The sequence below is a fragment of the Microbacterium testaceum StLB037 genome (genome assembly GCF_900104345.1).
Taxonomy (GTDB): domain Bacteria; phylum Actinomycetota; class Actinomycetes; order Actinomycetales; family Microbacteriaceae; genus Microbacterium; species Microbacterium testaceum_A.
Map to the genome: position 1 here is coordinate 310,222 of NZ_FNJN01000002.1, position 25,289 is coordinate 335,510.

General features: G+C 70.2%; 26 protein-coding genes and 1 tRNA gene. 18 read left to right on the forward strand and 9 right to left on the reverse strand.

The annotated features are described in order from the left end of the window. Positions 1–97: 97 nt before the first annotated feature. The 4 genes from BLS25_RS04775 to BLS25_RS04790 all read left to right on the forward strand — a co-directional run bounded on the left by BLS25_RS04775 (position 98) and on the right by BLS25_RS04790 (position 2,000). Positions 98–487: an ester cyclase gene (locus BLS25_RS04775; protein ID WP_074694616.1), complete on the forward strand. Its 390-nt coding sequence runs from the start codon at positions 98–100 to the stop codon at positions 485–487. Between the two features lie 121 nt (positions 488–608). Continuing rightward, the gene (locus tag BLS25_RS04780) at positions 609–893 is read left to right on the forward strand and encodes a hypothetical protein (protein ID WP_056224746.1); all 285 of its coding nucleotides are present in this window, start codon (positions 609–611) and stop codon (positions 891–893) included. Further along, positions 890–1,327 carry a BLUF domain-containing protein gene (locus BLS25_RS04785; protein ID WP_074694617.1) on the forward strand — a complete coding sequence of 146 codons (438 nt, stop codon included), beginning with the start codon at positions 890–892 and terminating at the stop codon, positions 1,325–1,327. Before BLS25_RS04780 ends, BLS25_RS04785 begins: the two co-directional genes overlap by 4 nt. A gap of 40 nt (positions 1,328–1,367) precedes the next feature. Beyond that, the gene (locus tag BLS25_RS04790; protein ID WP_074694618.1) at positions 1,368–2,000 is read left to right on the forward strand and encodes a Pr6Pr family membrane protein; all 633 of its coding nucleotides are present in this window, start codon (positions 1,368–1,370) and stop codon (positions 1,998–2,000) included. On the opposite strand, the gene BLS25_RS04795 is transcribed toward BLS25_RS04790, so the two are convergent. After that, the gene (locus tag BLS25_RS04795; protein ID WP_074694811.1) at positions 1,995–2,684 is read right to left on the reverse strand and encodes an SGNH/GDSL hydrolase family protein; all 690 of its coding nucleotides are present in this window, start codon (positions 2,682–2,684) and stop codon (positions 1,995–1,997) included. The genes BLS25_RS04790 and BLS25_RS04795 overlap by 6 nt on opposite strands. Positions 2,685–2,704: 20 nt before the next feature. Next, positions 2,705–3,289 (reverse strand): YdeI/OmpD-associated family protein, encoded by a 585-nt coding sequence (locus BLS25_RS04800; protein ID WP_074694619.1) that lies wholly within the window; start codon positions 3,287–3,289, stop codon positions 2,705–2,707. 125 nt (positions 3,290–3,414) lie between these two features. Here BLS25_RS04800 and BLS25_RS04805 point away from each other — a divergent pair, with 125 nt between their 5' ends. Beyond that, a complete protein-coding gene (locus BLS25_RS04805; protein WP_056224738.1) occupies positions 3,415–3,771 on the forward strand; it encodes a hypothetical protein in 357 nt (118 codons plus the stop codon). Between the two features lie 219 nt (positions 3,772–3,990). After that, positions 3,991–4,752, forward strand: a complete 762-nt coding sequence (locus BLS25_RS04810) for an SDR family NAD(P)-dependent oxidoreductase (protein WP_074694620.1) — start codon at positions 3,991–3,993, stop codon at positions 4,750–4,752. A gap of 13 nt (positions 4,753–4,765) precedes the next feature. On the opposite strand, the gene BLS25_RS04815 is transcribed toward BLS25_RS04810, so the two are convergent. The 3 genes from BLS25_RS04815 to BLS25_RS04825 form a co-directional block, all read right to left on the reverse strand. Beyond that, entirely contained in the window at positions 4,766–5,305 is a 540-nt protein-coding gene (locus BLS25_RS04815; RefSeq protein WP_074694621.1) for a DUF6611 family protein, read from the reverse strand. A gap of 291 nt (positions 5,306–5,596) precedes the next feature. Further along, a complete protein-coding gene (locus BLS25_RS04820) occupies positions 5,597–6,007 on the reverse strand; it encodes a hypothetical protein (RefSeq protein WP_074694622.1) in 411 nt (136 codons plus the stop codon). 330 nt (positions 6,008–6,337) lie between these two features. Beyond that, a tRNA-Gly gene (locus tag BLS25_RS04825) sits at positions 6,338–6,408 on the reverse strand. Positions 6,409–6,671: 263 nt separating this feature from the next. Here BLS25_RS04825 and dcd point away from each other — a divergent pair. Further along, a complete protein-coding gene (dcd, locus tag BLS25_RS04830) occupies positions 6,672–7,277 on the forward strand; it encodes a dCTP deaminase (RefSeq protein WP_056224730.1) in 606 nt (201 codons plus the stop codon). A gap of 58 nt (positions 7,278–7,335) precedes the next feature. On the opposite strand, the gene BLS25_RS04835 is transcribed toward dcd, so the two are convergent. After that, on the reverse strand, positions 7,336–8,109 hold the full coding sequence (locus BLS25_RS04835) for a MarR family winged helix-turn-helix transcriptional regulator (RefSeq protein WP_074694623.1): 774 nt from the start codon (positions 8,107–8,109) through the stop codon (positions 7,336–7,338). A gap of 108 nt (positions 8,110–8,217) precedes the next feature. Between BLS25_RS04835 and BLS25_RS04840 the strand changes: the two genes are divergently transcribed. Then, the gene (locus tag BLS25_RS04840) at positions 8,218–8,739 is read left to right on the forward strand and encodes a MarR family winged helix-turn-helix transcriptional regulator (RefSeq protein WP_074694624.1); all 522 of its coding nucleotides are present in this window, start codon (positions 8,218–8,220) and stop codon (positions 8,737–8,739) included. Positions 8,740–8,757: 18 nt separating this feature from the next. On the opposite strand, the gene BLS25_RS04845 is transcribed toward BLS25_RS04840, so the two are convergent. Then, positions 8,758–10,128 (reverse strand): MFS transporter, encoded by a 1,371-nt coding sequence (locus BLS25_RS04845; RefSeq protein WP_074694812.1) that lies wholly within the window; start codon positions 10,126–10,128, stop codon positions 8,758–8,760. Between the two features lie 128 nt (positions 10,129–10,256). On the opposite strand from BLS25_RS04845, the gene BLS25_RS04850 reads away from it, so the two are divergent. The 5 genes from BLS25_RS04850 (at position 10,257) to BLS25_RS04870 (ending at position 16,430) form a co-directional block, all read left to right on the forward strand. Further along, on the forward strand, positions 10,257–12,011 hold the full coding sequence (locus tag BLS25_RS04850; RefSeq protein WP_074694625.1) for a DEAD/DEAH box helicase: 1,755 nt from the start codon (positions 10,257–10,259) through the stop codon (positions 12,009–12,011). A gap of 398 nt (positions 12,012–12,409) precedes the next feature. Further along, positions 12,410–14,284, forward strand: a complete 1,875-nt coding sequence (dnaK, locus tag BLS25_RS04855) for a molecular chaperone DnaK (protein ID WP_074694626.1) — start codon at positions 12,410–12,412, stop codon at positions 14,282–14,284. Between the two features lie 9 nt (positions 14,285–14,293). Then, positions 14,294–14,911, forward strand: a complete 618-nt coding sequence (locus tag BLS25_RS04860) for a nucleotide exchange factor GrpE (RefSeq protein WP_074694627.1) — start codon at positions 14,294–14,296, stop codon at positions 14,909–14,911. Between the two features lie 8 nt (positions 14,912–14,919). Then, positions 14,920–15,900 (forward strand): DnaJ C-terminal domain-containing protein, encoded by a 981-nt coding sequence (locus BLS25_RS04865; RefSeq protein WP_056224719.1) that lies wholly within the window; start codon positions 14,920–14,922, stop codon positions 15,898–15,900. Between the two features lie 92 nt (positions 15,901–15,992). Then, positions 15,993–16,430, forward strand: coding sequence for a heat shock protein transcriptional repressor HspR (locus BLS25_RS04870; RefSeq protein ID WP_056224717.1), 438 nt, complete (start codon positions 15,993–15,995; stop codon positions 16,428–16,430). Between the two features lie 115 nt (positions 16,431–16,545). Here BLS25_RS04870 and BLS25_RS04875 read toward each other — a convergent pair whose 3' ends face one another. After that, entirely contained in the window at positions 16,546–17,139 is a 594-nt protein-coding gene (locus BLS25_RS04875; protein WP_056224715.1) for a hypothetical protein, read from the reverse strand. Between the two features lie 159 nt (positions 17,140–17,298). On the opposite strand from BLS25_RS04875, the gene BLS25_RS04880 reads away from it, so the two are divergent. The 4 genes from BLS25_RS04880 to BLS25_RS04895 all read left to right on the forward strand — a co-directional run bounded on the left by BLS25_RS04880 (position 17,299) and on the right by BLS25_RS04895 (position 23,946). Continuing rightward, entirely contained in the window at positions 17,299–19,026 is a 1,728-nt protein-coding gene (locus tag BLS25_RS04880) for an ABC transporter ATP-binding protein (RefSeq protein WP_074694628.1), read from the forward strand. After that, positions 19,023–21,200, forward strand: a complete 2,178-nt coding sequence (locus tag BLS25_RS04885) for an ABC transporter ATP-binding protein (protein WP_256335536.1) — start codon at positions 19,023–19,025, stop codon at positions 21,198–21,200. Before BLS25_RS04880 ends, BLS25_RS04885 begins: the two co-directional genes overlap by 4 nt. A 217-nt stretch (positions 21,201–21,417) precedes the next feature. Next, complete coding sequence (locus BLS25_RS04890) at positions 21,418–22,674, forward strand: glycosyltransferase (RefSeq protein ID WP_074694629.1); 1,257 nt, start codon at positions 21,418–21,420, stop codon at positions 22,672–22,674. Between the two features lie 3 nt (positions 22,675–22,677). Continuing rightward, complete coding sequence (locus BLS25_RS04895) at positions 22,678–23,946, forward strand: glycosyltransferase (RefSeq protein ID WP_074694630.1); 1,269 nt, start codon at positions 22,678–22,680, stop codon at positions 23,944–23,946. Here BLS25_RS04895 and BLS25_RS04900 read toward each other — a convergent pair. After that, positions 23,883–24,188 (reverse strand): hypothetical protein, encoded by a 306-nt coding sequence (locus BLS25_RS04900; RefSeq protein ID WP_074694631.1) that lies wholly within the window; start codon positions 24,186–24,188, stop codon positions 23,883–23,885. The genes BLS25_RS04895 and BLS25_RS04900 overlap by 64 nt on opposite strands. Before the next feature lie 86 nt (positions 24,189–24,274). Here BLS25_RS04900 and BLS25_RS04905 point away from each other — a divergent pair, with 86 nt between their 5' ends. Next, on the forward strand, positions 24,275–25,279 hold the full coding sequence (locus BLS25_RS04905; RefSeq protein ID WP_056224707.1) for a GlxA family transcriptional regulator: 1,005 nt from the start codon (positions 24,275–24,277) through the stop codon (positions 25,277–25,279). Positions 25,280–25,289: the final 10 nt, after the last annotated feature.

Genomic DNA, 25,289 nt, shown 5'->3' on the forward strand with positions numbered 1-25,289 from the left:
TCCGCATCGACGCCTCACGCTACCGTCGGGCGCCGACATCGCCCAGGGCTCTGCGCGAACGGGCCGGGACCGTGGCATCCCGTCCGATAATGGGGGAGTGGAGGTCTGGGAGACGCGCGAGTGGTTCGCCGACTACCTCGAGGCGCTCAACCGCCACGACCTCGAAGCGGTCCGCGGGCTGCTGCACCCGGCCGTGCGTCGTGCGCACCTTCCCGCGGGGGCGGAGGCCTGGATCGCCGACCTCGCCGAACTGTGGCACGGCTTCCCGGATTGGCAGTGGAAGCGCATCCAGCTGGTCGTCGAGGACGACCGTCTGGCGGTGCACCTGCGGGGCGGGGGAGCGCACACGGGTTCGTTCGGCCATGTGAGCCCGACCCATCGGCGGGTGAACATCGCGTCTTTCGCCATGTACCGCCTCGAGCGCGGCCGGATCGTCGAGGCGAGCGGCACCGACGACCCCGCGCAGATCCTTCTCGCTCTCGGCTGAGTCGGAGCGCGTGCGGTCGGGTCTCTCGCGGCGAGCGATCTGTCAAGGGCGGCCGCCTGTCGGGGGGTCCGGGTACGGTCGCTCTCGCCCGTTTCCATCCCGGGTAGAGAGAGGGGCGACCATGGTGTCTCACGACCGCCCCGGCGCCGGAGTCGTGTGGGCTCGCGTCGAAGACGGCTTCCATGTCGGCAGCAGGAACGGTGTGTTCCTGGGGTACATCGACCGCCAGGCCGGCGGCGCATTCCTCGCGTACGACGGTCGTTCGCGCCTCGTCGGCCGCTTCGACGCGCTCACCGCCGCCATGGCCGCCGTGACCAACGACCAGCCCCCGCAGGACGCCGAGATCACCCTTCGCGAGGTGCGGGTCCCCGCGCCGCGATCGATCGACGGCGGCAAGGCCTCATGAGCTCCGACCTCGTCTCCATCTCGTACGTCAGCGCGGCCGCCGAGCCGTTCGACGACGACCGGTTGCACGACCTGCTCGCGCAGAGCCGCCGCTCGAATCACGAGCACGACCTCACCGGCATGCTGCTGTACCGTCGCGGGCGCTTCTTCCAGGTACTCGAAGGGCCGCTGGATGCCGTGGACGAGCTCATGACGAAGATCCGTCGCGACCCGCGCCATACCGATGTCCGCGTGCTGCTGACGGAGCACATCGACGACCGTCGATTCACTGAGTGGACGATGGGGTACGAGCCGATCGGCATCCCCGCCACCCCCGCTCCCGAGGGCTTCCGCGACACCTTCGACGACCTCGAGGCCGACGACGAGGACGCGAGCATCCGCGCCGTGCGCGAACTCACCGTGTGGTTCCGCGCGCGCACGGCGAGCGACGACTGACGCAGGGGCCTCCACGGGTCGGGCGCGGTAGCGTCGCGGGGTGACCTCCCACCCCGCGGGCTCTCGCCGACGCGTCCGCTCCGTCGCCCGCATCGTCGCTGGCGTGGGCGTGCTCGGGGTCGTGCTGTTCGCCTACGGGCTGCGCATCGCGGCGGACGACCCCGGCTTCTTCGACTTCTTCGGATACTTCACCAATCAGACGAGCAGCCTGACGGCGCTCGTGCTGATCGCCGTGGGTGCCCGGGGCGCGGCGGATCGAACCGTGCCCGTCGGGCTCGCTCTCGCGTGGGCGATCGGGGCGGCCTGCCTCATCGTGGTCGCCGTCGTCTACAACGGTCTCGTCCCGGGGACGGGATCGGCCCCACCGTGGGTGAGCGCGGTGCTGCACCTCGTCTTCCCGCTGCTCGTCGTCGTCGACATCGCCACGGCTCCCGATCGTCCCCGACTCGCGTGGCGCCACCTCTGGTGGGTGCTGCCGTACCCCCTGGCGTGGGTCGCGGTCGTCCTCGCTCGCGGCGCGACCGACGGATGGGTGCCCTACGGCTTCCTCCTGCCCGAGCGGGGTCTCGCCTCTCTCGTTCTGCACGTGGTCGGCATCCTGGCCCTGCTCCTGCTCGCGGCCACGGCGGTCTGGGCGCTCGGTCGTCGACCCCGACGCGCCCCGTCGTCATAGCGGGGGGTCGAGGGCGCGGAGCGCGGCATCCATCCGCTCCGCCATGTACGCGTACCCGGTGTCGTTCGGGTGCAAGCCGTCGGCGGCCATCCAGCTGTCGGTCGAATCGGCGTAGTGACCGTCGAGCCAGTGGCTGGCCCCCGCGATGTGGTCGGCGCCGATCCGCGCGGCGGCGTCTTCGACCCACCCCGCGATGACGTCGACCGACGCCGGGCGGTCCGCGGTGTACCAGAAGGGCTCGACGACGACGATGCGCGCGTCGGGCACGCCCTCGCGCAAGCGCTCGAGGTCGCTGTCGATCGTCTCGCGGATGCGGTCGGCCGCGCGGTCGTAGCTGAAGTTGTCGTTCAGGCCCATCGTGACGAAGACGAGGTCGGGATCGTCGGCGATGACCTGGGCGGGGATGTCGTCGAGGCCCGGCCCCATCGAGGCGCGGCGATTGACGAACCCCAGGCCGTTCTCGCTGCGGTTGATCTCCTGCCACCCGCGCTCGGCCGAGATGATCATCGACCAGCGCTTGTCGTTGGCGCTCGCACCCGTGCCCCGCGTGTACGAATCGCCGTAGAACGACACGACCGGGCCGGTCGCGGCGGGGGCCGGTGCCGTGGTCGGGGCCGCGCACCCCGAGAAGACGAGGAGGAGGGATGCCGCGGCGACCAGGCCGAGGAGTCGTCGCGCACGCATGACCCCATTCTCGGCGGCGATCACTGCTCGGGGGTCAGGGGAACCGATTCTGCGGAGAGGCGTTCGACGTGGCGTGCGATGCGCGCCGCACGGGTGGCCGGCGTCGCCGCCGTGACCACGGGGTGCAGGACGGAGTAGCGCTCCGCCTTCGTCAGGGCGTCGAAAGCGCGCGCCGCGTCGGGGACGGCGTCGAGCGCCGCGCGCAGATCGGCCGGCACCTCGATCGCCGCGGAGCCCTCGTACGCGCGCTCCCAGCGGCCGTCGGCATGGGCGCGGGCGATCTCTTCGGCCCCGCGCGGGCGCATGCGGCCCTCGTCGGTGAGGCGTGCCACGTGATCGACGTTGCGTTTCGACCACATCGAGCGGGCGCGGCGCGGGGTGAAGTGCTGCCGGAAGGTGGCGGCATCCCGAGACTGCTTCCGCCCGTCGATCCACCCGCTGCAGAGGGCCTCGTCGAGGGCCTGGGCGTAGGTGAGGGACGTGGGCGCGGTCGTCCCCTTCTTGGCGAGCACCAGCCATACGCCGTCGCTGGTGTCTTCGTGGGTGTCGAGCCACGACCGCCACCGTGCGGCGTCGTCGACGATCAGTTCGGGGGCTTCGGGCATGATCGCGGTCCTTTCCGACGGCTCACCGGACCTTAGCGCGGACCCCCGACACGCGCGCCCTATCGGAGCGGGCGCCCCACGGCAACCGGCCCCCGCCGACGCGCTCGAGAGGAGATCATCGCTGAATGCGCAGTGTGACCTATGCCGGTGAGACCGTGACCACGACCGACGACGTGGCGGAGGCTCTGGTTCAACTGACGGCGTCGATCGCCGCCGAAGGGCAGGCGGAGGCCGTGAGCATCCCGATCGTCACCGACGGCGGCGCGGAAGAGGCCGAGCTCGTCATCGGCGTCGGCAACGACGTCCTCAGCGCTCCGGCCGACTGGACGGGTGAGGAGCCCGACTTCTCGTGGGCGGCGGAAGAACTCCGTCAGCACAAGCGTTTCCCCCAGGCGCCGGCCATCGCCGTCGAGCAGCCGAGCGATGACGCCAACCCCGACGCGTTCTGGGACCCCGACCTCGACGGGTTCACCCGCGCCTGAGCGGCTCGCCCCTCGCCGGGCCGCGTCCTCGCGACCATCGCCCCCCGCACCCCGCGGGGGAGCTCGTCAAGCCCACCCTCGCTCCCGCGCTCGGACGTAGCGTGGGTCCTCCGCACCGGACGCGACCGGTTCATCGCCCCGGTGCGTGAGCCCCGGACAGTTCGGGCGGCCCGCCGTTTCGCGGTGCCGCCCGGACGCTGGTACCGGGAGGATGGGGGCATGCTGCACTCCCTCGTCACCGGCGCCTCGCGCGGGATCGGCCGAGCCATCGCCGTCGCCCTCGCCGCGCGCGGCGACCGCGTCGTCGTCCACTACGGCCACGACCGCGCCGCTGCCGAAGAGACACTCGCCCTGCTCCCCGGAGACGGGCACACGCTTGTCGGCGGCGACCTATCCGACCCGGCGACGGCGGAGCGCGTGGTCGGCGACGTCCTCACGGCGTTCGGACGCATAGACGTCCTGGTGAACAACGCCGCGATCGCCCCGAGCCCCGAGACCTCGCACCCGATCGCGACCGTCGACTACGCCACCTGGCATCGCACATGGGAGCGGATGGTCGACGTCGACCTGCACGCCCCCGCGAACATGGCCTTCCTCGTCGCGCGATCGCTGATCGAGCGGGGACTGCCGGGGTCGATCGTGAACGTCGGCTCGCGCGGCGCCTTCCGCGGCGAGCCGGAGTTCCCCGCCTACGGTGCGGCGAAGGCGGGCCTGCACGCGATGGGCCAGTCCCTCGCCGTCGCCCTCGCGCCCCACGGCATCGCGGTCACGAGCGTCGCCCCCGGCTTCGTCGGCACCGCCCGGCAGCAGCAGAAGCTGACCGGGGCGGAGGGCGACGGCATCCGGGATCAAAGTCCCTTCGGTCGCGTGGCCACGCCCGAAGAGGTGGCGGATGCCGTGGTGTACCTCAGCGCGCCCGGCTCGCAGTGGGCGTCGGGAACGATCCTCGATCTGAACGGCGCCTCGCACCTGCGCACGTGACGGCCGGCACGAGTCAGGATCCCGCCGGACGCCCTGCGGTCATGTGCTCCACGAGAGTGGCGGGAATGCGCCTTGGCGCGGGCGACAGCGCCGTGTAGACGTCGCCCCACGTGAGCATCAGGTGCGCGCGGCTCCCCGTGACGGCAGTCCATCGCCCGGCCTCGTCCAGTCGTTCCGCGTGATCGCGCAGCGGTGAGGCGTCGGTCATCCATGCTCCCGCGCCGCTGATCTGCCAGGACTCGCGCACGCGACGCGCGAACGGTCGGCTCCTCCACACCAGCCACGCCCACGGTCCGAGCCACACGGCCGCGCCGAACGCCACGCTCCCCGAGACGGAGGCGGCGTGGTGCGCGACGACGGCTGCGGCGATCCCGCAGAAGAAGCCGATGGTGGGCCAGATGACGGCGGCGTTCCAGGCGAGGCGCTCCTCGGGGGTGCCGTTCGGGGGGAGGACCCGCAGATGCTCGACGACGAGCCCGTGTCCGCTCAGCCGACGTTCGTACGAGCCCCAGGTGCCGCTGACGTGAGAGGGGGAGCCGGTGTTCGATCGCACGGAACGATGGTGCGCCCGCCGGATCCGCCCCGCGAGGATCCTCACGATTCCCATGCGGCAGGCGCGGCGCATCCGAGTCGTGCACACCGGCGAACAGTCGTCTCCACAGCTGTGGATAACTTTGTGGAAAGTGTGTGTGGAAACCGGCACCGCCTGTGCAAATAGGTGTGGATAAGCCCGTCATTCGTTAACGTGTTCGAAACTACACGCGCGTAATTCCGCGGAGCGGCGGGTCGTTTTCGGCGCTTCGCCCTGTGGAGAAACCCCGACCGGATGCCACGGCCTCGGGCCTCAGCCCATCACGCTGCCGAAGATCCTGGCGGCGCCCACAACGCACATCGCGACCCAGAACAGCGTCCACGCCAGCAGCGCGTAACCCCAGATTGCCTCGCCCACGCTCATCCGACCGCGGCGGAAGCGGACACCGAATGCCGCTCCGATGACGAGCACGATCGCGACCACGGCCGCGAGGACGGGCTGCTGCCACACGACCAGCAGAGGAAGGGCGAAGATGATCGCCAGCGCCGCAGCGGTGTAATTCACACCGGTGGACTGCGCCTGCACGACCTGCAGGGCGATGAATGCCACCACGATGAGCGCGATCGCGACGACCTGCAGCCACCCGAGCGCCTTCACCCAGAACGGCAGTCCCGGCCTCTCGATCCCCGCGGCATCCGTTCGATCTTCCGAGATCTCTGTCATGACGTCCCCCTTCGTCGGTCCCCACCCTGGCGGGTCGCGGCGACGTGGCCGGGAGGGGTTGACGCGCGGCGGCGCGGCCGCCTCGTCTCTGTCGACGCGGGCCCACCCAAGGGTTCGCTTCACGGCAACACGAAAGCCCTCCCGGGCGGCCGATGGCCACCCGTGAGGGCTTTTGAGGGGCTGACGGGAATCGTCCCCACCGCCTCTCCACGCGCCGCTGCGCAGCGCGCGGAGCCTCTGGCGGCGTGGGCCCACCCGCTGCGGGTTCGGTTCCTACGGCACCCACACAAAAGGTCCGTTCCATCGCCAAGGCGATGAACCGGACCTTTGAGGGGCTGACGGGAATCGAACCCGCGCTATCTGCTTGGGAAGCAGAAGTTCTGCCATTGAACTACAGCCCCGTGCGCCTTGCGGCGACCCGGCCAGCATAACAGCGTCCGCGCGGCATCCCTCGGCATCCGCCCCGAGACCGCATCCACCGGCGAAACCGCACCCGTTCGTCGAGTGCGCGTTCCTTTGCGTGCGAGGGCGTGCGTTCTCGGCGAACGGATACGTCCTCGCGCACCACACGCGAGACGAACCCCGGTCCCCTCGACGCGGCCCACCCGGGCGAACGGGGCGAAACAGGCAGCACCGGCGCGGGCCCCGCCCCTAGGCTGGGGCCGTGCTGCTCTCCGATCGCGACATCCGGGCCGAACTCGACGCGAAGCGCCTCGGCCTCGAGCCCTTCGACCCGGCCATGGTCCAGCCCTCGAGCGTCGACGTGCGCCTCGACCGGTACTTCCGGTTGTTCGACAACCACAAGTACCCCTTCATCGACCCGGCCGAGGATCAGCCCGAGCTCACCCGCCTCATCGAGGTCGAGCCCGACGAGCCGTTCATCCTTCACCCGGGGGAGTTCGCGCTCGGATCGACGTTCGAGCGCGTGAGCCTGCCCGACGACGTCGCCGCGCGCCTCGAGGGCAAGTCGTCGCTCGGGCGCCTGGGGCTGCTCACGCACTCCACCGCGGGATTCATCGACCCGGGTTTCTCGGGCCACGTCACCCTGGAGCTGTCGAACGTCGCGACGCTGCCGATCAAGCTGTGGCCCGGCATGAAGATCGGGCAGGTCTGCTACTTCCGGCTCACCTCGCCGGCCGAGAACCCCTACGGCTCCGGCCCCTACGGCAACCGCTACCAGGGGCAGCGCGGACCGACGGCCTCGCGGTCGGCGCTGAACTTCCACCGCACCGACGTCGGTTCGACCGACGCGGGTTCCGCGGGACGCTGACGAAACGACGACGCGGCGGGCTCCCGAGGGAGGTCCCGCCGCGTCGTGTTCTCGATGATCACTCGGATGCCGCGGACTCGCGCCCACGGATGAATCCGGCGTCGAAACCGCGCTCGTAGGCGCGCTCCGCCGCGCGGTGTCCGCGCTCGTGCCGGTGGCCGGGGTGGCCGGGGTGGCCGTGGCGGTGCTCGCCGTGCGCGCCGGAGCCGTCCGCGGCTGCGTGGTCGCCGTCGGGCCGGTGCCCGTCGGTGTGTCCGCCGTGGCGGGGTCCGAAGCCGTGGTGGGCGTTGCCGCCGTCACCGCGTCGGTGGTCGCGCTCGCCGCCGCCGAAGCGGGGGCCGCCGCGCATGCCGGGGCCGAATCCGCGGCCCGAGCCGGGGCCGAACGGGCCGGGACCGAAGCCGAACCCGCGGGGTCCCCGCGGGCCTGCCGTCTCGGCGTCCTCGTCGAGCCCGAGGGTGGCGGAGATCGCGTCGAGAGCGGCGTTGAGGCGCTCGATCTCGTCGGCCGGGACCTGGGAGAGAAGCGCCTGGCGGTCGGCATCCACTCGATCGAGGACCTGACGACCCTCGTCGGTGAGCGTCCAGCCGTCGCCGGCGGGGGCGATCCATCCCCGGTCGGCGAGGGCGCTGATGCGCTTTCCGCCGCGGGCGATGCGGTCGCTGATCCACGGGGCGTCGAGGCGCCCGTCGATCACGGAGAGGACCATCACGGTCTTCGGGTGCAGGTCGCTGTCGCGCAGCTGTGCGAACAGGCGGTGGTGCAGCGCGTGGCCGACCGTCGTGAGGCGGTGGGCGAGGCTGCGGGGATCTGAGGGGGTGGGGGTGTTCATGGAGGGGTCCTTTCGTCGGCGGTCGATCCGCCATTGCATGTCATGTGACAACGAATGTACTGTGACATGTATTCCGGATGCTTGTCAAGCGACATGTAAAATCTCCTCATGTCCACCGACCCCGCCGACGAGATCGCCGCCGCCCTCGGGCGCCTGCGTGGACGACGACCGCGGCCGCCCTTCGCGGCTGACGGCCACCACCACCCGCACGGTGAACACGGCGGCGGGCACGGGGGGCCGTGGGGGCGGGGCGCTCCGCCCTGGGTCGCCGATCCCGCGCACGGGCGCTTCGGCGGCCCCGCGCGGCTGCGCATGCTCGACGCGTTGATCGCGGCATCCGGGTCGCTGTCCGTCAGCGAGATCGGCGAAGCCGTGGGCGTCGATCAACCCCGCGCATCGCGACTCGTGCAGCAGGCGGCGCAGATGGGACTGGTCGTGCGCGAGCCCGACCCCGACGACGCCCGCCGCACGCGTGTGCGCCTCACCCCCGAGGGGGAGGGGCTCGTATCCGGTTTCCGCGGACGTCGACGGGATGCCGTGCGCTCCGCGCTCGAATCCTTCACCGACGCCGAGCGGGTGGAGTTCGCGCGTCTGCTGGCGAAATTCGCCGACTCCTGGCCGCGCGACTGACGTCGTTCTCCCGGCGGGTCAGACGATGACGGCCGGCTTCGCCTTCACCGGGATGAGCAGCAGCAATCCCGCGCCGAGGATCAGCACGATGCCCAGGATGCCGAGACGCGTGTCGCCCGTGATGCCCACGAACAGGGCGAACAGCCCGGGAGCGAGGAACGACACGGCGCGACCCGTCGTGGCGTAGAGACCGAAGATCTCACCCTCGCGCCCCTCAGGAGCGACGCGGGCGAGGAAGGACCGGCTCGCCGACTGGACGGGGCCGACGAAGGCGCACAGGCCGAGGCCGGTGATCCAGAAGGCGCCCTGCGACGTCCCGATGAAGAGGACGGCCCCGCCGAGCACGATGAGTCCGATCAGTGAGATGACGATGACGCGCTTCGGGCCGAACCGATCGTCGAAGCGGCCCGCGACGAACGTGCTCACCCCCGCCACCACGTTCGCCGCCACCGCGAAGTACAAGACCTGCGTCGAGCTGAAGCCGAACACCTGCGCGGCGATGATCGCGCCGAAGGTGAAGACGCCGGCGAGCCCGTCGCGGAAGACGGCACTCGCCACGAGGAAGAGCAGTACCTCCCGGCTGTCGCGCCAGAGCGAACGCAGCGTGCCCCACAACACCACGTAGGAGCGGAAGAAACCGACCCGCACCTGGCGGCTGCGGGCGGGGATCTCCGGAACGCGCAGCAGCACCGGGATCGCGAACGCACCGAACCAGAGCGCGGATGCCAAGACGGCGAGGCGGATGTTCCATCCACCCTCCTTGGTCACGGCGAGGAGCCCACCGGCATCCGGATCTCCGAAGCTCTGGATGAAGAGCACCAGCAGCAGAAGGAGCAGCACGATGCCGCCGACGTAGCCCATCCCCCAGCCGAAGCCCGAGACGCGGCCGATGTTCTCGCGGGTGGAGACCTGCGTCAGCATCGCGTAGTAGTTGACGCTCGCGAACTCGAAGAAGACGTTGCCGACCGCGATCAGGGTCGCGCCCAGCACGAGGAACCCGGGGGTGCCCTCGACGAACACCATCGCCGCCATGGCCAGCACGACGAGGCCGGTGTTGATGCCGAGCCAGAGCTTGCGGCGGCCGGTTCCATCGGAGCGCTGACCGAGCACCGGGGCGACCAGGGCCACCACGATCCCCGCGATCATCAGCGCGACACCCACCAGGCTCGCGTTGTCGGCGAGGGCGCGCACGAGGGCCGGGTCCTTGTCGCTCCCGTTCGCGGCGGCCACGATCGTCGGGTCGACGAAGAGCTGGCTGGCCAGATAAGTGCTGAAGACGAAGGTCGTCACGACCGCGTTGAACGCCGCCGACCCCCAGTCCCAGAGGGCCCAGGCGATCACCGGTCGACGGTCGGTGGCGGGGGCTGCGGTGGTTCCGGGGGAGGACATGTCGGTCACGCTAGGGTCCTTCGGTGAACGCCCGGTACGGCCGGGGAGGCAGCCGCGCCGTCGTCGGCGCGCGGGTTCAGGTTAGACCCCGGCCCGCGCGAGAGCGCGGAGGAGACTACCGTGGAGGCATGGCATCCGAAACCCCCGTCGACTCCGCTGAAGCCGAGACCACTCCCGAGAAGCTCACCTTCGCCGATCTGGGACTGGATGCCGCTGTGCTCAAGGCCCTGAAAGACGTGGGCTACGAGACCCCGTCCGCGATCCAGGCGGCCACGATCCCCGTGCTGCTGCAGGGCCGCGACGTCGTCGGCCTCGCCCAGACCGGAACCGGTAAGACCGCCGCCTTCGCGCTGCCCGTGCTGTCGCAGATGGAGACCGGGCGCAAGAATCCGCAGGCCCTCGTGCTCGCGCCCACCCGCGAGCTCGCGCTGCAGGTGTGCGAGGCGTTCGAGAAGTACGCCGCGCACATCAAGGGCGTCTCGGTGCTCCCCGTCTACGGCGGCCAGGGCTACGGCCAGCAGCTGTCGGCCCTGCGCCGCGGCGTCGACATCGTCGTGGGCACCCCCGGCCGCATCATGGACCACCTCGACAAGGGCACCCTCGACCTGAGCGAGCTGAAGTACCTCGTGCTCGACGAGGCCGACGAGATGCTCAAGATGGGCTTCGCCGAAGACGTCGAGACGATCCTCGCCGACACCCCCTCGACCAAGCAGGTCGCGCTGTTCTCGGCGACTATGCCCGCGCAGATCCGTCGCATCTCGGCGCAGTACCTCAACGATCCCGAAGAGATCACGGTCAAGACCAAGACCGCGACCTCGACCAACATCACCCAGCGCTACCTGATCGTGTCGTACCAGCAGAAGATCGACGCCCTCACGCGCATCCTCGAGGTCGAGAACTTCGAGGGCATGATCGTCTTCACCCGCACCAAGAACGAGACCGAGACGGTCGCCGAGAAGCTGCGCGCCCGCGGTTACACCGCCGCCGCGATCAACGGCGATGTGGCCCAGGTGCAGCGCGAGCGCACGGTCAACCAGCTCAAGAGCGGCAAGCTCGACATCCTCGTCGCCACCGACGTGGCCGCGCGCGGTCTCGACGTCGACCGCATCAGTCATGTCGTCAACTACGACCTGCCCATCGACACCGAGTCGTACGTGCACCGCATCGGCCGCACGGGCCGTGCCGGACGCACGGGAGATGCGATCAGCTTCGTCACGCCGCGCGAGCGCCGCATGCTCACCGCGATCGAGAAGGCCACGCGCCAGCCGCTGACCGAGATGTCGCTGCCGAGCGTCGACGACGTCAACGCCACGCGCCTCACGCGCTTCGACGACGCCATCACTACGGCCCTCGAGGACACCGCCGCGATCGCGACGTTCCGCGACGTGGTGGCCCACTACGTGTCGCACCACGACGTGCCCGAGGCCGACGTGGCCGCGGCCCTCGCCGTGGTCGCCCAGGGCGACACCCCGCTGCTGCTCGAGGCCGAGGCCTTCCGCCAGCAGCGGTTCGACAACGACCGCCCCGCGCGCGACTCCGGTTCTCGCGAGGGAGGATCCCGCGACGGCGGTCCGCGTCGCGACTCCTCGGGTCGCTTCGCGACGTACCGCATCGCGGTGGGTCGTCGTCAGCGCGTCGAGCCCCGTCAGATCGTCGGCGCCCTCGCGAACGAGGGTGGTCTGCGCCGAAACGACTTCGGTGCGATCCAGATCCGTCAGGACTTCTCGCTCGTCGAGCTGCCCGTCGACCTGTCGAACGACACGATAGACCGCCTCGCCGACACCCGCATCTCGGGCCAGCTCATCGACCTGCGCCTCGACCAGGGCGGCCGTTCGGCCAAGCGCAGCGACCGGCCGCAGCGCCGCGATCGCGACCGCGACTGAGTCCACGGCATCCGTTCGACGCCCCCGTACCCCGGTGAGGGTGCGGGGGCGTCGTGCGTGATGGGATGGCGGGCGCCTCAGGCGGACCATGTCCCACTTTTGGCTGCCTGGGGTGCGCGTGGGCCGCCCATTTTGGGACATGGTCTGCGCAGATGGGGACATGGGTGGAGGGATGCCGTGACACGGCGCTGCGCAGAAGAGCCCGGGGCCGCGCGCGGGTGGGCGCGCGGGGCGACCGAGCTAGGTGGCATCCGGAAGTTGAGCCAATTCATATCAAGTCGCCTTGACCTCGCGAACGGGCTCCGATAACCTTGAGTCATCGCGGCTCAACCCGCGCAGAGACTTTCACCAGAACCCCGAGTGCGGCAACGGCCGCGCTCACAAGCAAGGAGACACATATGCCCCGTGCAGTGGGAATCGACCTCGGTACGACCAACTCCGTCGTGAGCGTGCTCGAGGGTGGCGAGCCCAAGGTCATCGCCAACGCCGAGGGTTTCCGCACGACCCCCTCGGTCGTCGCCTACACGAAGGACGGCGAGGTGCTCGTCGGCGAGACCGCCAAGCGCCAGGCCGTCACCAACGTCGACCGCACCATCTCCAGCGTGAAGCGCCACATGGGCACCACCTGGAGCTTCGACGTCGACGGCAAGAAGTGGACGCCGCAGGAGATCTCGGCCCGCATCCTGCAGAAGCTCAAGCGCGACGCCGAGGAGTACCTCGGTGACAGCGTGACCGATGCGGTCATCACCGTCCCCGCGTACTTCAACGACGCCGAGCGTCAGGCCACCAAGGAGGCCGGTGAGATCGCGGGCCTCAACGTGCTGCGCATCATCAACGAGCCCACCGCCGCGGCCCTCGCGTACGGCCTCGACAAGGGCAAGGAAGACGAGCTCATCCTCGTCTTCGACCTCGGTGGCGGAACGTTCGACGTCTCGCTGCTCGAGGTGGGCAAGGACGACGACTTCTCCACCATCCAGGTGCGCGCCACCTCGGGTGACAACCGCCTCGGTGGAGACGACTGGGACCAGCGCGTCGTCGACTACCTCATCAAGCAGTTCAAGGACACGACCGGTGTCGACGTCTCGGGCGACAAGATCGCCCTCCAGCGTCTGAAGGAAGCGGCCGAGCAGGCCAAGAAGGAGCTGTCGAGCTCGACCTCGACCAGCATCAACCTGCCCTACCTGTCGCTCACCGACTCGGGCCCCGTCTCGCTCAGCGAGACCCTCACGCGCGCCAAGTTCGAGGACCTCACCAAGGACCTCCTCGACCGCACCCGCAAGCCCTTCTCCGACGTCATCCGCGAGGCTGGCGTCAAGGTCGACGACATCGCCCACGTGGTGCTCGTCGGCGGCTCGACCCGCATGCCCGCGGTCGCCGAGCTGGTCAAGAAGGAGACCGGTAAGGACGCCAACAAGGGCGTGAACCCCGACGAGGTCGTGGCCGTGGGCGCAGCCCTCCAGGCCGGTGTCCTCAAGGGCGAGCGCAAGGACGTGCTGCTCATCGACGTCACCCCCCTGAGCCTCGGCATCGAGACCAAGGGCGGCATCATGACCAAGCTCATCGAGCGCAACACGGCCATCCCGACCAAGCGCAGCGAGACCTTCACCACCGCCGACGACAACCAGCCGTCGGTCGCGATCCAGGTCTTCCAGGGCGAGCGCGAGTTCACCCGCGACAACAAGCCGCTCGGTACCTTCGAGCTCACCGGCATCGCGCCGGCTCCCCGCGGCATCCCGCAGGTGGAGGTCACCTTCGACATCGACGCGAACGGCATCGTGCACGTCTCGGCGAAGGACAAGGGCACCGGCAAGGAGCAGTCGATGACCATCACGGGCGGCTCCTCGCTGCCCAAGGAGGACATCGAGCGCATGGTGCGCGAGGCCGAAGAGAACGCGGCCGACGACAAGAAGCGCCGCGAGTCCGCCGAGACCCGCAACCAGGCCGAGACCCTGTCGTACTCGATCGAGAAGCTGATCAAGGAGAACGACGACAAGCTCCCCGCCGAGGTCAAGACCGAGGTGCAGGGCGATGTCGACGCTCTCAAGACGGCTCTCGCCGGTGACGACGACGACGCGGTCAAGACCGCGTTCGACAAGCTGAACGCCAGCCAGGGCAAGCTCGGCGAGGCCATCTACGCCTCGTCGCAGGCCGCGGGCGAGCAGGCCGACCCCAACGTGGGCCAGCCCGGCAACGGCGAGACGCCGAACCCCGAGGAAGACGTCATCGACGCCGAGGTCGTCGACGACGAGAACCCCGACGAGAACAAGAAGTAAGCAGAGAACATGGCACACAAGGACGACGAACAGCCCACGGGCTCGGGCGCCGGTCCTGACGAGACGGGGCCGGAGGAGAACACCTCCGGCCCCGCGCCGTCGGGCGACCAGCCTCAGACCGAAGGGACGGATGCCGATGGCCTGACCATCGACGACATCCTCGGCGCCGAGCAGACGCCCGAGGCCGCTGCAGAGGGGGCATCCTCCGACAAGGAGGCCTCGCTGCTGATCGACCTCAAGCGCCTGCAGGCCGAGTACGCCAACTACCGTCGGCGCACCGAGGAGCAGCGCGAGCGCGAGATCGAGCGCGCCAAGGGCGAGGCCGTGAAGGGCCTGCTGCCCGTCATGGACGACCTCGACCGCGCCGCCAAGCACGGTGACCTCGTCGAGGGCAGCCCGCTCTCGGCGATCGGCGACAAGGTGCGCGCCGTGGCCGAGCGCCTCGGTGTGGTGTCGTACGGCGCCGTGGGCGACGTGTTCGACCCGCAGCAGCACGAGGCGATCTTCCAGGCCCCCACCCCCGGCGTGACCGAGACCACGATCCTCGAGGTCGTCGAGGTCGGCTACCGCCTCGGTTCGGTCGAACTGCGACCGGCCAAGGTCGTCGTCGCCGTGCCGGCCGAATAGGAGGACCCATGGCGAGTCAGGACTGGTTCGACAAGGACTTCTACAAAGTCCTCGGTGTCGACAAGAGCGTCAGCGCTGCCGATCTGAAGAAGACGTACCGCAAGCTCGCGCGCCAGTACCACCCCGACTCGAACCCGGGAGACGCGAAGGCCGAAGCGAAGTTCAAGGAGATCAGCGAGGCCTACTCGGTGCTCAACGACCCCGAGCAGCGCGAGGAGTACGACCAGATCCGGGCCATGGGCTCGGGGGCGCGCTTCTCGGCTCCCGGGGCCGGAGCGGGCGGTGGCTTCGACGACGTCTTCAGCCGGTTCGGTCAGGGGCGGCAGGCGCCGTCGGGCGGCTTCGACGACTTCTTCACGATGTTCGATCAGCAGGGCGGCGGCTTCGGCTCCGGCCGGTTCGGTCAGACGACGGGAGGGTTCCGCGGCTTCGGCGGCCCGCAGAAGGGCGCTGACGTCTCGGCCCGCACGACGCTCGACTTCGTCACCGCGGCCAAGGGTGAGACCATCACCCTCGCGGGCGAGGACAACGTGCCGTTCAAGGTGAAGATCCCCGCCGGCGTGTCCGACGGGCAGAAGATCCGGCTGCGCGGGCGTGGACGCAAGTCCCCCGACGGTGGCGAGAGCGGCGACATCGTCGTGACCGTCGCCGTGCGCCCCCACCCGGTCTTCACGCGCGACGGACTCAACCTGCGCATCACCGTGCCGGTCACCTTCACCGAGGCCGCTCTCGGTGCGACGATCGAGGTTCCGACGCTCGGCGGCGACCCCGTGCGCTTGCGCGTGGCCCCCGGCACCCCCTCGGGACGCGTGTTGCGCGTCAAGGGTCGCGGGATCTCGACCACCAAGGGCACCGGCGACCTGCTCGCCGAGGTCCAGGTCGCGGTGCCCACGCATCTCGACGATGCCGCGCGCGAGGCCCTCGAGCGGTTCCACGAACTGGAGCCGAAAGAGAATCCCCGCGCCGACCTCATGGCCAAGGCGCGATAGACACACGCGCGTCGCCGAGGTTCTCGGCATCCGATACGACAGGATGCCGAGAACCCGGCACCCGCATCCGGCACGACGAAAGAGGTGAAGACGTGTCCGAAAGAGAGATCGACGAAGACGCCCCGATCTTCGCCATCGCCGCAGCCGCCGAGCTGTCGAACATGCACCCGCAGACCCTGCGGCAGTACGACCGGCTCGGCCTCGTCGTGCCCGCGCGGACCCAGGGCGGTTCGCGGCGGTACTCGAGCCGTCACGTCCAGCAGTTGCGCGAGGTCGCGCGCCTGTCGGGCGAGGGGATGAGCCTGCCGGCCATCGCGCGCCTCCTCGCGCTCGAGGAGCGCGTCCACGAGCTCGCGCGTCGCGTGAACGACCTCGAGCGTCAGCTCACGATCGAGCGGCAGTCGCGCCCCGGTGCCCGCGTCTTCGCGGCCGGGGCCACCGGTTCGGTCGTCACGCTGCGCCACGGAGCGCGCGTGCGCCGAGCCACCGACATCGTGCTGTGGCGTCCGCGCGACATGCACGGCGACTGACGCCGCCCCGCGCTGCGCGAGGTCTGTGCGCCGTGCGAGGTTCCTGGGCGTGGCGAAACGGGCCGGGATGCCGCGGGCGCGCCGGGTTTCGACGGGCTCAGCCGCCCCTCCCGGCTCAGGCCGGGTCGATCCGCAACACGGTCGGCGCCTCGCCGACCTGCAGGTCGTCGACCACTCGGATCGTGCGCGCCACGGCATCCACCTCGTCGATCACCGTGCCGAAACGCTGGCGGTCCGAGCACACCGCCGTGACGGTCACGAAGTGCGAGCCGGTGTCCCACGTGTACGTGGCGAACGGAGGAGTGGTGGGATCGTTCGGCAGCGGCATCGCGAGCTTCTCGCCGACGCCGAGGTGCGGATTGCGGAACGACTCGGTGTCGTCGTACTCCATCGGCATCATCGCCCGCGCCGTGCGCAGCTGCGGTGTGGCCTCCTGCAGCTGCGCCATGACGACGAGCAGTTCGGGGTCGCTCTTCCAGACCCACACGAGCACGCGCCCGCCCGCGCGGCGCATGAGCAGGGGCGCCGCCTGGCTGAGGATCCACGCGAAGGCTCCACCGCCCGGGCGGGGAGCAGCGCCCGCGGCCTGATTGGCCTGGCTCAGCAGCATGCCGATCGCCGCCTTGCGGTGGCGTCGGCCGCGGAATCCGAGGGAGCCGGTCACGGGCACCCAGAGGTCGGCGGGAGCGTCGGCCTGCAGTCGAGACATGGGCTCAGCCTACGATCCGGCTCCTGAGAGGGGGATGCCGATGAGCCGCGTTCGCGACGAGAGAACGCTCCCACACGGGGAGGGGTCGCCGATGTCGGAGGTCAGTGCCAGGCTGGACTCCGCGGTCATCGCGACCGCGTCGATCTCTCGGAGGGCCTCGTGCTCGGCAAACTCCTCATCCGCTATCTCTCGCGCTATCGCTGGCTGCTGGTCGCCATCCTCGTCTTCCAGGCCGCGTCCGCGGTCGCGACGCTGTACCTGCCGCGACTGAACGCCGACATCATCAACCTCGGCGTCGCCCGGGGCGACACCGGGTTCATCTGGTCGCGCGGCGGGCTCATGCTCGTCATCTCGCTCGGCCAGATCGTGGCCTCGGTCATCGCCACCTACTTCGCCGCCCGGGCCGCGATGGCCGCGGGCCGCGACATCCGCCTCGACGTGTTCGAGCGCGTGAGCGGCTTCTCCGAGCGCGAGCTGTCGCAGTTCGGCGCGGGGTCGCTGATCACCCGCAACACCAACGACGTGCAGCAGGTGCAGATGCTCGCGATGATGGGCGCCACCATGCTGGTCAGCGCCCCTCTGCTGGCCATCGGCGGCATCGTCATGGCGCTGCAGCAAGACGTCGGGCTCAGCTGGCTCATCGCGGTGGCCGTGCCCGTCCTGGTGATCGTGGCCGGGCTCATCATCGCGCGGATGGTCCCGCTGTTCCGCAGCTACCAGACCAAGCTCGACGGCGTGAACCGCGTCATGCGCGAGCAGCTCACCGGCGTGCGCGTCGTGCGCGCCTTCGTCCGCGAGCGCATCGAAGAAGAGCGCTTCCGCGAGGCGAACACCGACATCCTCGTCGTCGGCCGCAAGGTCGGTTCGCTCTTCGTGCTGCTGTTCCCCCTCGCGATGCTCGTCCTGAACGTCACGGTGGTGGGCGTCATCTGGTTCGGTGGCATCCAGGTCGACGCCGGAGGGGTCGAGATCGGCACCCTGTTCGCCTTCATCCAGTACGTGGCGCAGATCCTGGGCGGCGTCCTCATGGCCAGCTTCATGACGGTGATGATCCCGCGCGCCGCCGTCTCGGCCGAGCGCATCGGCGAGGTCCTCGACAGCCGGTCGACGCTCGAACGCCCGGCGAACCCGGTCGAGCGCCTGCCCGAGCCCGGCGCGGTGCAGTTCGACGACGTCTCGTTCGCCTACCCGGGCGCCGAGTCGCCCGTCGTCTCCGGAATCAGCTTCGCCGCACGTCCCGGTGAGACCGTCGCGATCGTGGGGTCGACGGGTGCGGGCAAGACGACGCTCGTCTCGCTGCTGCCGCGGCTCTTCGACGTGACCTCGGGAGCCGTGCGCGTCGGCGGGGTCGACGTTCGCGAGGCCGACCTCGATGTGCTGTGGAAGAGCATCGGTCTCGTGCCGCAGCGGCCGTTCCTGTTCAGCGGCACGGTGGCGTCCAACCTGCGGTTCGGCCGCGAAGAGGCCACCGACGATGAGCTGTGGCATGCCCTCGAGATCGCGCAGGGTCGCGACTTCGTCGAAGCGATGGACGGAAAGCTCGAGGGGCGCATCGCCCAGGGCGGAACGAACGTCTCGGGCGGCCAGCGCCAACGCCTCGCCATCGCGCGGGCGATCGTCCACCGGCCGGCCGTGCTGGTCTTCGACGACTCGTTCTCGGCGCTCGACCTGAGTACCGACGCTCGGTTGCGACAAGCTCTGTGGCGCGAGCTCCCCGAGGTGACCAAGATCGTCGTGGCCCAGCGCGTGTCGACCATCACGGGCGCCGACCGCATCGTGGTGCTCGAAGACGGCCGAATGGCGGGTCTGGGTACGCACGATGAGCTCCTGGCCACCAGCGCCACCTATCGCGAGATCGTCGAGTCGCAGCTGGGGGTCGAGGCATGAGCACCGTGGACGCCCTCACCGAAGAAGAACGCGCAGAGCTCGAGCTCGCCGAGCAGGCGCGGGTGAACTCCGGCAGCTGGGACAGCGTCGCGCCCGGCAAGGCGTCGAACTTCGGCCCGAGCTTCCGTCGCCTGCTCGGCCTCCTCCGGCCATACGCTGCCGCTTTCGTGTTCGTGTCGATCCTCGGCGCCATCGGCGTCGTCCTCGCCGTGCTCGCCCCGCGCGTGCTCGGAGACGCGACGAACATCATCTTCGAGGGCGTCGTGTCGAAGGGACTCGCGCAGCAGTTCCCCGCCGGCACCTCGCAGACCGAGGTGGTCGACGCCCTGCGGGCCGCCGGGCAGAACGACATCGCCAACATCGTCGGAGCGATGAGCAACTTCTCCGTCGGTGCCGGGGTCGACTTCGACGCCCTGCGCGTCGTCATCGTGACGGTGCTCGCGATCTACGTCGGCTCGTCGCTGCTGTCGTGGATCCAGGGGTACGTCATCAACGTCATCATGGTTCGCACGATGTGGCGCCTGCGCGAAGACGTCGAGGCCAAGATCAACCGCCTGCCGCTGTCGTACTTCGACCGCGTGCAGCGTGGAGAGCTGATCTCGCGCGTCACCAACGACATCGACAACATCACGCAGACGATGCAGCAGTCCCTCTCGAGTGCGCTGACGTCGGTGCTCACCGTGGTGGGCGTGCTCATCATGATGTTCACCATCTCGTGGCAGCTCGCTCTCGTGGCCCTCGTCTCGCTGCCGCTCATGGCGGTGATCTTCGGCGTCATCGGTCCGAAGTCGCAGAAGGCCTTCGGCGAGCAGTGGAAGAAGGTCGGCCGCCTCAACGCCCGCGTCGAGGAGTCGTTCTCGGGCCACGCGCTGGTCAAGGTCTACGGCCGCGAGAAGGACGCCCGCGAGAAGTTCGAGGCCGAGAACGAAGAGCTGTACCAGGCCAGCTTCACGGCGCAGTTCCTCTCCGGCATGATCATGCCGGGCATGATGTTCGTCGGAAACCTCACCTACGTCGGCATCGCCGTTCTCGGCGGTCTCATGGTGGCCGGCGGGCAGATCCGCCTCGGCGACGTGCAGGCCTTCATCCAGTACTCGCAGCAGTTCACCCAGCCGCTATCGCAGCTGGGTGGCATGGCCGCGGTCGTGCAGTCGGGCACCGCCTCGGCCGAGCGCGTGTTCGCCCTCCTCGACGCCGACGAGCAGGAGCCGGACTCGGCCGATGCCCCGGCGCACGTCGACGGCCGGGGAGTGATCGAGTTCGAGAACGTGCGGTTCTCGTATACGCCCGATCGCCCCCTGATCACCGACCTGTCGTTCCGCGTCGAACCCGGTCAGACGGTCGCCATCGTGGGTCCGACCGGTGCGGGCAAGACCACGCTGGTCAACCTGATCATGCGGTTCTACGAACTCGACGGCGGGCGCATCCTGCTCGACGGGCAGGACATCGCCGAACTCCGTCGTGACGACGTGCGCTCCCGCACCGGCATGGTCCTGCAGGACCCGTGGCTGTTCGCCGGATCCATCCGCGACAACATCCGCTACGGGCGCGAGAGCGCCACCGACGAAGAGATCGTCGAGGCCGCCGTCGCTACGCGCGTCGACCAGTTCGTGCACTCCCTCCCCGAGGGGTACGACACCGTGCTCGACGAAGACGCCGCCAACGTCTCGGCGGGAGAGAAGCAGCTCATCACGATCGCGCGGGCGTTCGTCGCCCGCCCCTCGGTGCTGATCCTCGACGAAGCCACGTCGTCGGTCGACACGCGCACCGAGCTGCTGCTCCAGCAGGCCATGGCGGCGTTGCGCGAGGGGCGCACCTCGTTCGTGATCGCGCACCGCCTCTCTACCATCCGCGACGCCGACCTCATCCTCGTGATGGAGCACGGCGACATCGTCGAGAAGGGCTCGCACGACGAGCTCATCGCAACCGAGGGCGCGTACTACCGCCTCTACCGCTCGCAGTTCGAGCAGGCGACCGCCGACCTCGACGCCACCGGGGCCGAGGCGTCGTCGGCCGACGACCCGCAGCGCACCCCGACCACCGACGACGCCGTGGTGGTGTCGGCGCTGGCGGCCGCGGCATCCGAGGTCCCCGCTGCGGCCGGCACCGACGGGCCGCCGCGCCCCGCGCAGGGCGTGCCCGCGCCCGACGCGCGCCTCGACGGACAGCCGTAACGCCGCCCGCCCGCCCCGCCGCGAAGCCCGCTCGGTCTCCCGCCGAGCGGGCTTCGTCGTGTCGGGGTCCACGGGGGCGCCGGCCCGGGCTCCGCACGGGCCGGCAGTGCGACACCTGTGGAGCGCCCCAGAGCCCCGAAACCCGCTCGGGTACAGTGGACGGGCGCATGCACCTGCCTCTGCGAACCGACCGCCGCATAGATAGGCCTCACCCCTCGTGACCACTCCTGCGACGCCCGCCGATCCGTCCGAGCCCGCCGCGTCGACCGACCCTTCGGCTGCCCTCGAAGCGGTGCCGGCCCCCGATCGCCCCCTGCGGATCCTCATCGGCGCCGACACCTTCCTCCCCCACGTGAACGGCGCCGCGCGTTTCGCCGAGCGCCTCGCCGCCGGCCTCGTCGCTCGCGGCCACGACGTGCACGTCGCCGCCCCGAGCGTGGGCCACGGCAACGCCGGCACGGCGACCGAGGTCATCGAAGATCAGCCGATGACCATGCACCGGCTCCCGGCGTACCGCTTCCTCCCGCACGACTGGCTCACCTTCGTGCTGCCGTGGCGTTCGAAGCACTACGCCCGGATCCTGCTCGACGAGATCAAGCCCGACGTCGTGCACATCCAGTCGCACATCGTCATCGGCCGAGGCCTCGCCCGCGAGGCGCGCAAGCGCGGCATCCCCGTCATCGCGACCAACCACGTGATGGCCGAGAACATCCTCGACTTCACCACGCTCCCCGACTTCCTCGACCGCATCTTCGTGAAGCTCGCGTGGGCCGACGCCGAGCGCACGTTCAAGATGACGCGCGCGGTCACGACGCCCACGCGCAAGGCCGCGGACTTCCTCGAGTCGACGATCGACATCTCGGGGGTCATCCCGATCTCGTGCGGCATCGACCGGTCGAACTACCGCCCCGACCTCACCCCGCGCGACGCCAACCGCATCCTGTTCGTGGGGCGTCTGACGACCGAGAAGCACATCGACGTCGTGCTGAAGGCCCTCTCGCAGCTCGACCCCGCCCTCGACGTCACGTTCGACGTCGTCGGCGGTGGCGACCAGCGCGCCAAACTCGAGACCCTCGCGCAGCAGCTCGGTGTCGCCTCGCGCGTGACGTTCCACGGCCATGCGTCGGAAGAAGACCTGCGCACGCTCTACTCGCGGGCCAGCGTCTTCGCCATCGCCTCGATCGCGGAGCTGCAGTCGATCGCGACGATGGAGGCCATGGCATCCGGTCTGCCGATCGTGGCGGCGAACGCGGTGGCGCTCCCGCACCTCGTCCACGAGGGCGAGAACGGCTACCTCTTCGAGCCGGGCAACGCCGACGAGCTCGCCGCGCGCCTGACCGACGTGCTCACGGCCGCACCCGAGGAGCGCACGCGCATGCAGCAGGCGTCGCTCGACGCGGTCGCCGTGCACGACATCAACCGGACGCTCGACACCTTCGAGGCGCTGTACCGCGGTCGGCCGCTGCCGGAGTAACCCGTGCACGTCGTGATGTTCGCCGACCAGCACCTCGAGTCGCTCGGCGGCGCGCAGGTGTCGATGCGCTTGCAGAAACGCTTCCTCGAGCGCGCGGGACACGTGGTCACGGTCGTCGCGCCGCGCCCGCACCGCGAGAGCGCCGGCGACGCGGCCTACCTCGACCTTCCGTCGATCGCGATCACCCCCGACCGCGAGTACGCCCTCACCTGGCCGGGCGTCCGGACGGATCGATTCCTGGATGCCGAGATGGGTGCGCGACTTCGCGTCGACGTCGTGCACGTGCAGGCGGACTTCTGGGGGGCGTTCATCGGCCACCGGTACGCCGCGCGCCACGGATTGCCCGTCGTGCACACGATGCACAACCGCGTCGACGTGGGGATCGAGGCGACCGCGCCCTTCCCGCGGCTCGTGTTGCGGGCGCTCAACGCCTGGGCGGGGCGGGTGCTGCCCGGGGGTGCCGCCGCCCGCGCCGGAGTTCGCGGGCGAGCAGTCGATTCAGGCACGTCGCCCCGGGGTGCCCGCGAAGGCACGGGTTCGTCGCGCGGACCGGCCGACGGGTGGGCGTTCCTGCGTCAGCTGGCCCGACTCTCGCGGGCGGTCACGGCGCCCTCGAGCCACTTCGCCCGCCGCCTCGAGGCGCACGGCGTCGCCGAGGTCGTCGACGTGATTTGGAACGGCATCGACGACGACGTGCTCGACGCCGCCCTGAGCGCCGAGGCGTCGGAACGCCGACCGGGCCGACCGCGTTTCATCTGGCTCGGGCGCATGAGTCCCGAGAAGCGTCTGCTGCCGTTCCTCGAAGCGGTCATCGCCTCGGGCATCGAGGCCGAAGTCGAGATCGTCGGCGGTGGGGCGCAGCTTCGTGCCGCGCGTCGCCTCGTCGAGCGGTCGTCGCCCGCGGCGTCCATCATCTTCGCGGGACGGCTGCCGTACACCGAGACGCTCCGCCGACTCGCCGACGCCGACGCGGTGGTGCAGACCTCGATCGGCTTCGAGACGCAGGGCATGACCGTGTTCGAAGCGGCCTCGCTCGGAACCCCGGCCGTGGTGAGCGACCCCGACATCGCGGCGGAACTGGGCTCGGGGGTGTGGGCGGTGGCGGATGCCACGGTCCCCGCCCTCGCCGAGGCGCTGCGCAGCGCGGCGGCCGACATCGTCGCGGGCACTCCGGCCGTGCCCGACCCGTCGATCGCGGAACGTTTCCGTCAGTCCTCGCGGACGGCGGCGATGGTCGACGTGTACGCGCGCGCGGTCGCCGCGGGGCGCTGACTCGGCTTCGCCGACGCCGCGAGAACGACGGCGGGGGCTTCGGCGACGCGCCGGGGTGTCGGCATCCCGGAACGGCGTGTCTCTCGCGCCGGCCGCCGTCGTGGTCGCGGAGCGGCCGGCCGGCGGGGGCGGACGCGGCGCGGGTCGGTGGGGATCCGGCCGTACCCGTCGGTGCGGACGAGCCACACCGTTCCGACGATGCCGGCGACGGCCAGGATGCCGAGAGCAATGAAGTAAGCCATGACCGAAAAGCTACGACTGGAGCAATCCGGCCACGAGTGGCATGATGGACGGCATCCGTCCGATTTCTGCCACACCGGAGGTTCCCATGCGATCGGTCGCCGTCGTCACCCAGCCGGGGTTCGCTCCGTTCGAGTTCGGTCTCGCGTGCGAGGCGTTCGGTCTCGACCGCAGCGATGACGGCATCCCCAACTTCGACTTCCGCATCGTGGCCCCCGACCCCGGTGTGGTCCCCTCGAACATCGGGTTCTCGATCAACGTCGAGCACGGTCTCGAGGCGGCTGCCGATGTCGACATCCTCGTGCTCGCGCCCATTCCCCGGGAGCAGTGGGATGCCGTCGACCCTCGCGTGATCGAGGTCGTCCGCGCGGCGCACGAGCGCGGCGCCTGGCTGTTGAGCGTCTGCAGCGGGTCGTTCGTGCTCGCGGCATCCGGTGTTCTGGACGGAAGACGCGCGACGACCCACTGGCGCTACGCCGACACCATGGCGCGCATGTATCCCCGCATCGAGGTCGACCCCGACGTGCTCTACGTGCAGGCGGGCAGCATCATCACCAGTGCCGGGACGGCGGCCGGGCTCGACGCCTGCCTGCACCTGCTGCGCCAAGAGCTCGGCTCCGAGCTCGCCAACCGCATCGCCCGCCGCATGGTCGTCGCGCCCCAACGTGACGGGGGGCAGGCTCAGTTCATCGCGTCGCCCATCCCGATCGACACCTCGCTCTCGCTCGCTCCGGTGACGGAGTGGATGCTGCAGAACCTGGATGCCGAGCTCTCGGTCGACCGGCTCGCCGCACGCGCCCACATGTCGCCGCGCACCTTCGCTCGGCGGTTCAAGGCCGACCTGGGGGCCACGCCGGCGGCGTGGCTCGCGCGTCAGCGTCTGCTGCACGCCCAGCGACTGCTCGAAGAGACCGACCTCGGCCTGGACCGCATCGCGGCGGAGTGCGGGTTCGGGTCCGCGGCGGTGCTGCGACAGAACTTCGCCCGCACGATGGGACTGACCCCGACGGCCTACCGGGCGCGGTTCTCGTGCGCGGGGGAGGCGGCATCCGGCTCCGTCGAGGCGGCGACCGCCGAGCCCGTCCCGGCCTGAGCCGCGCCGC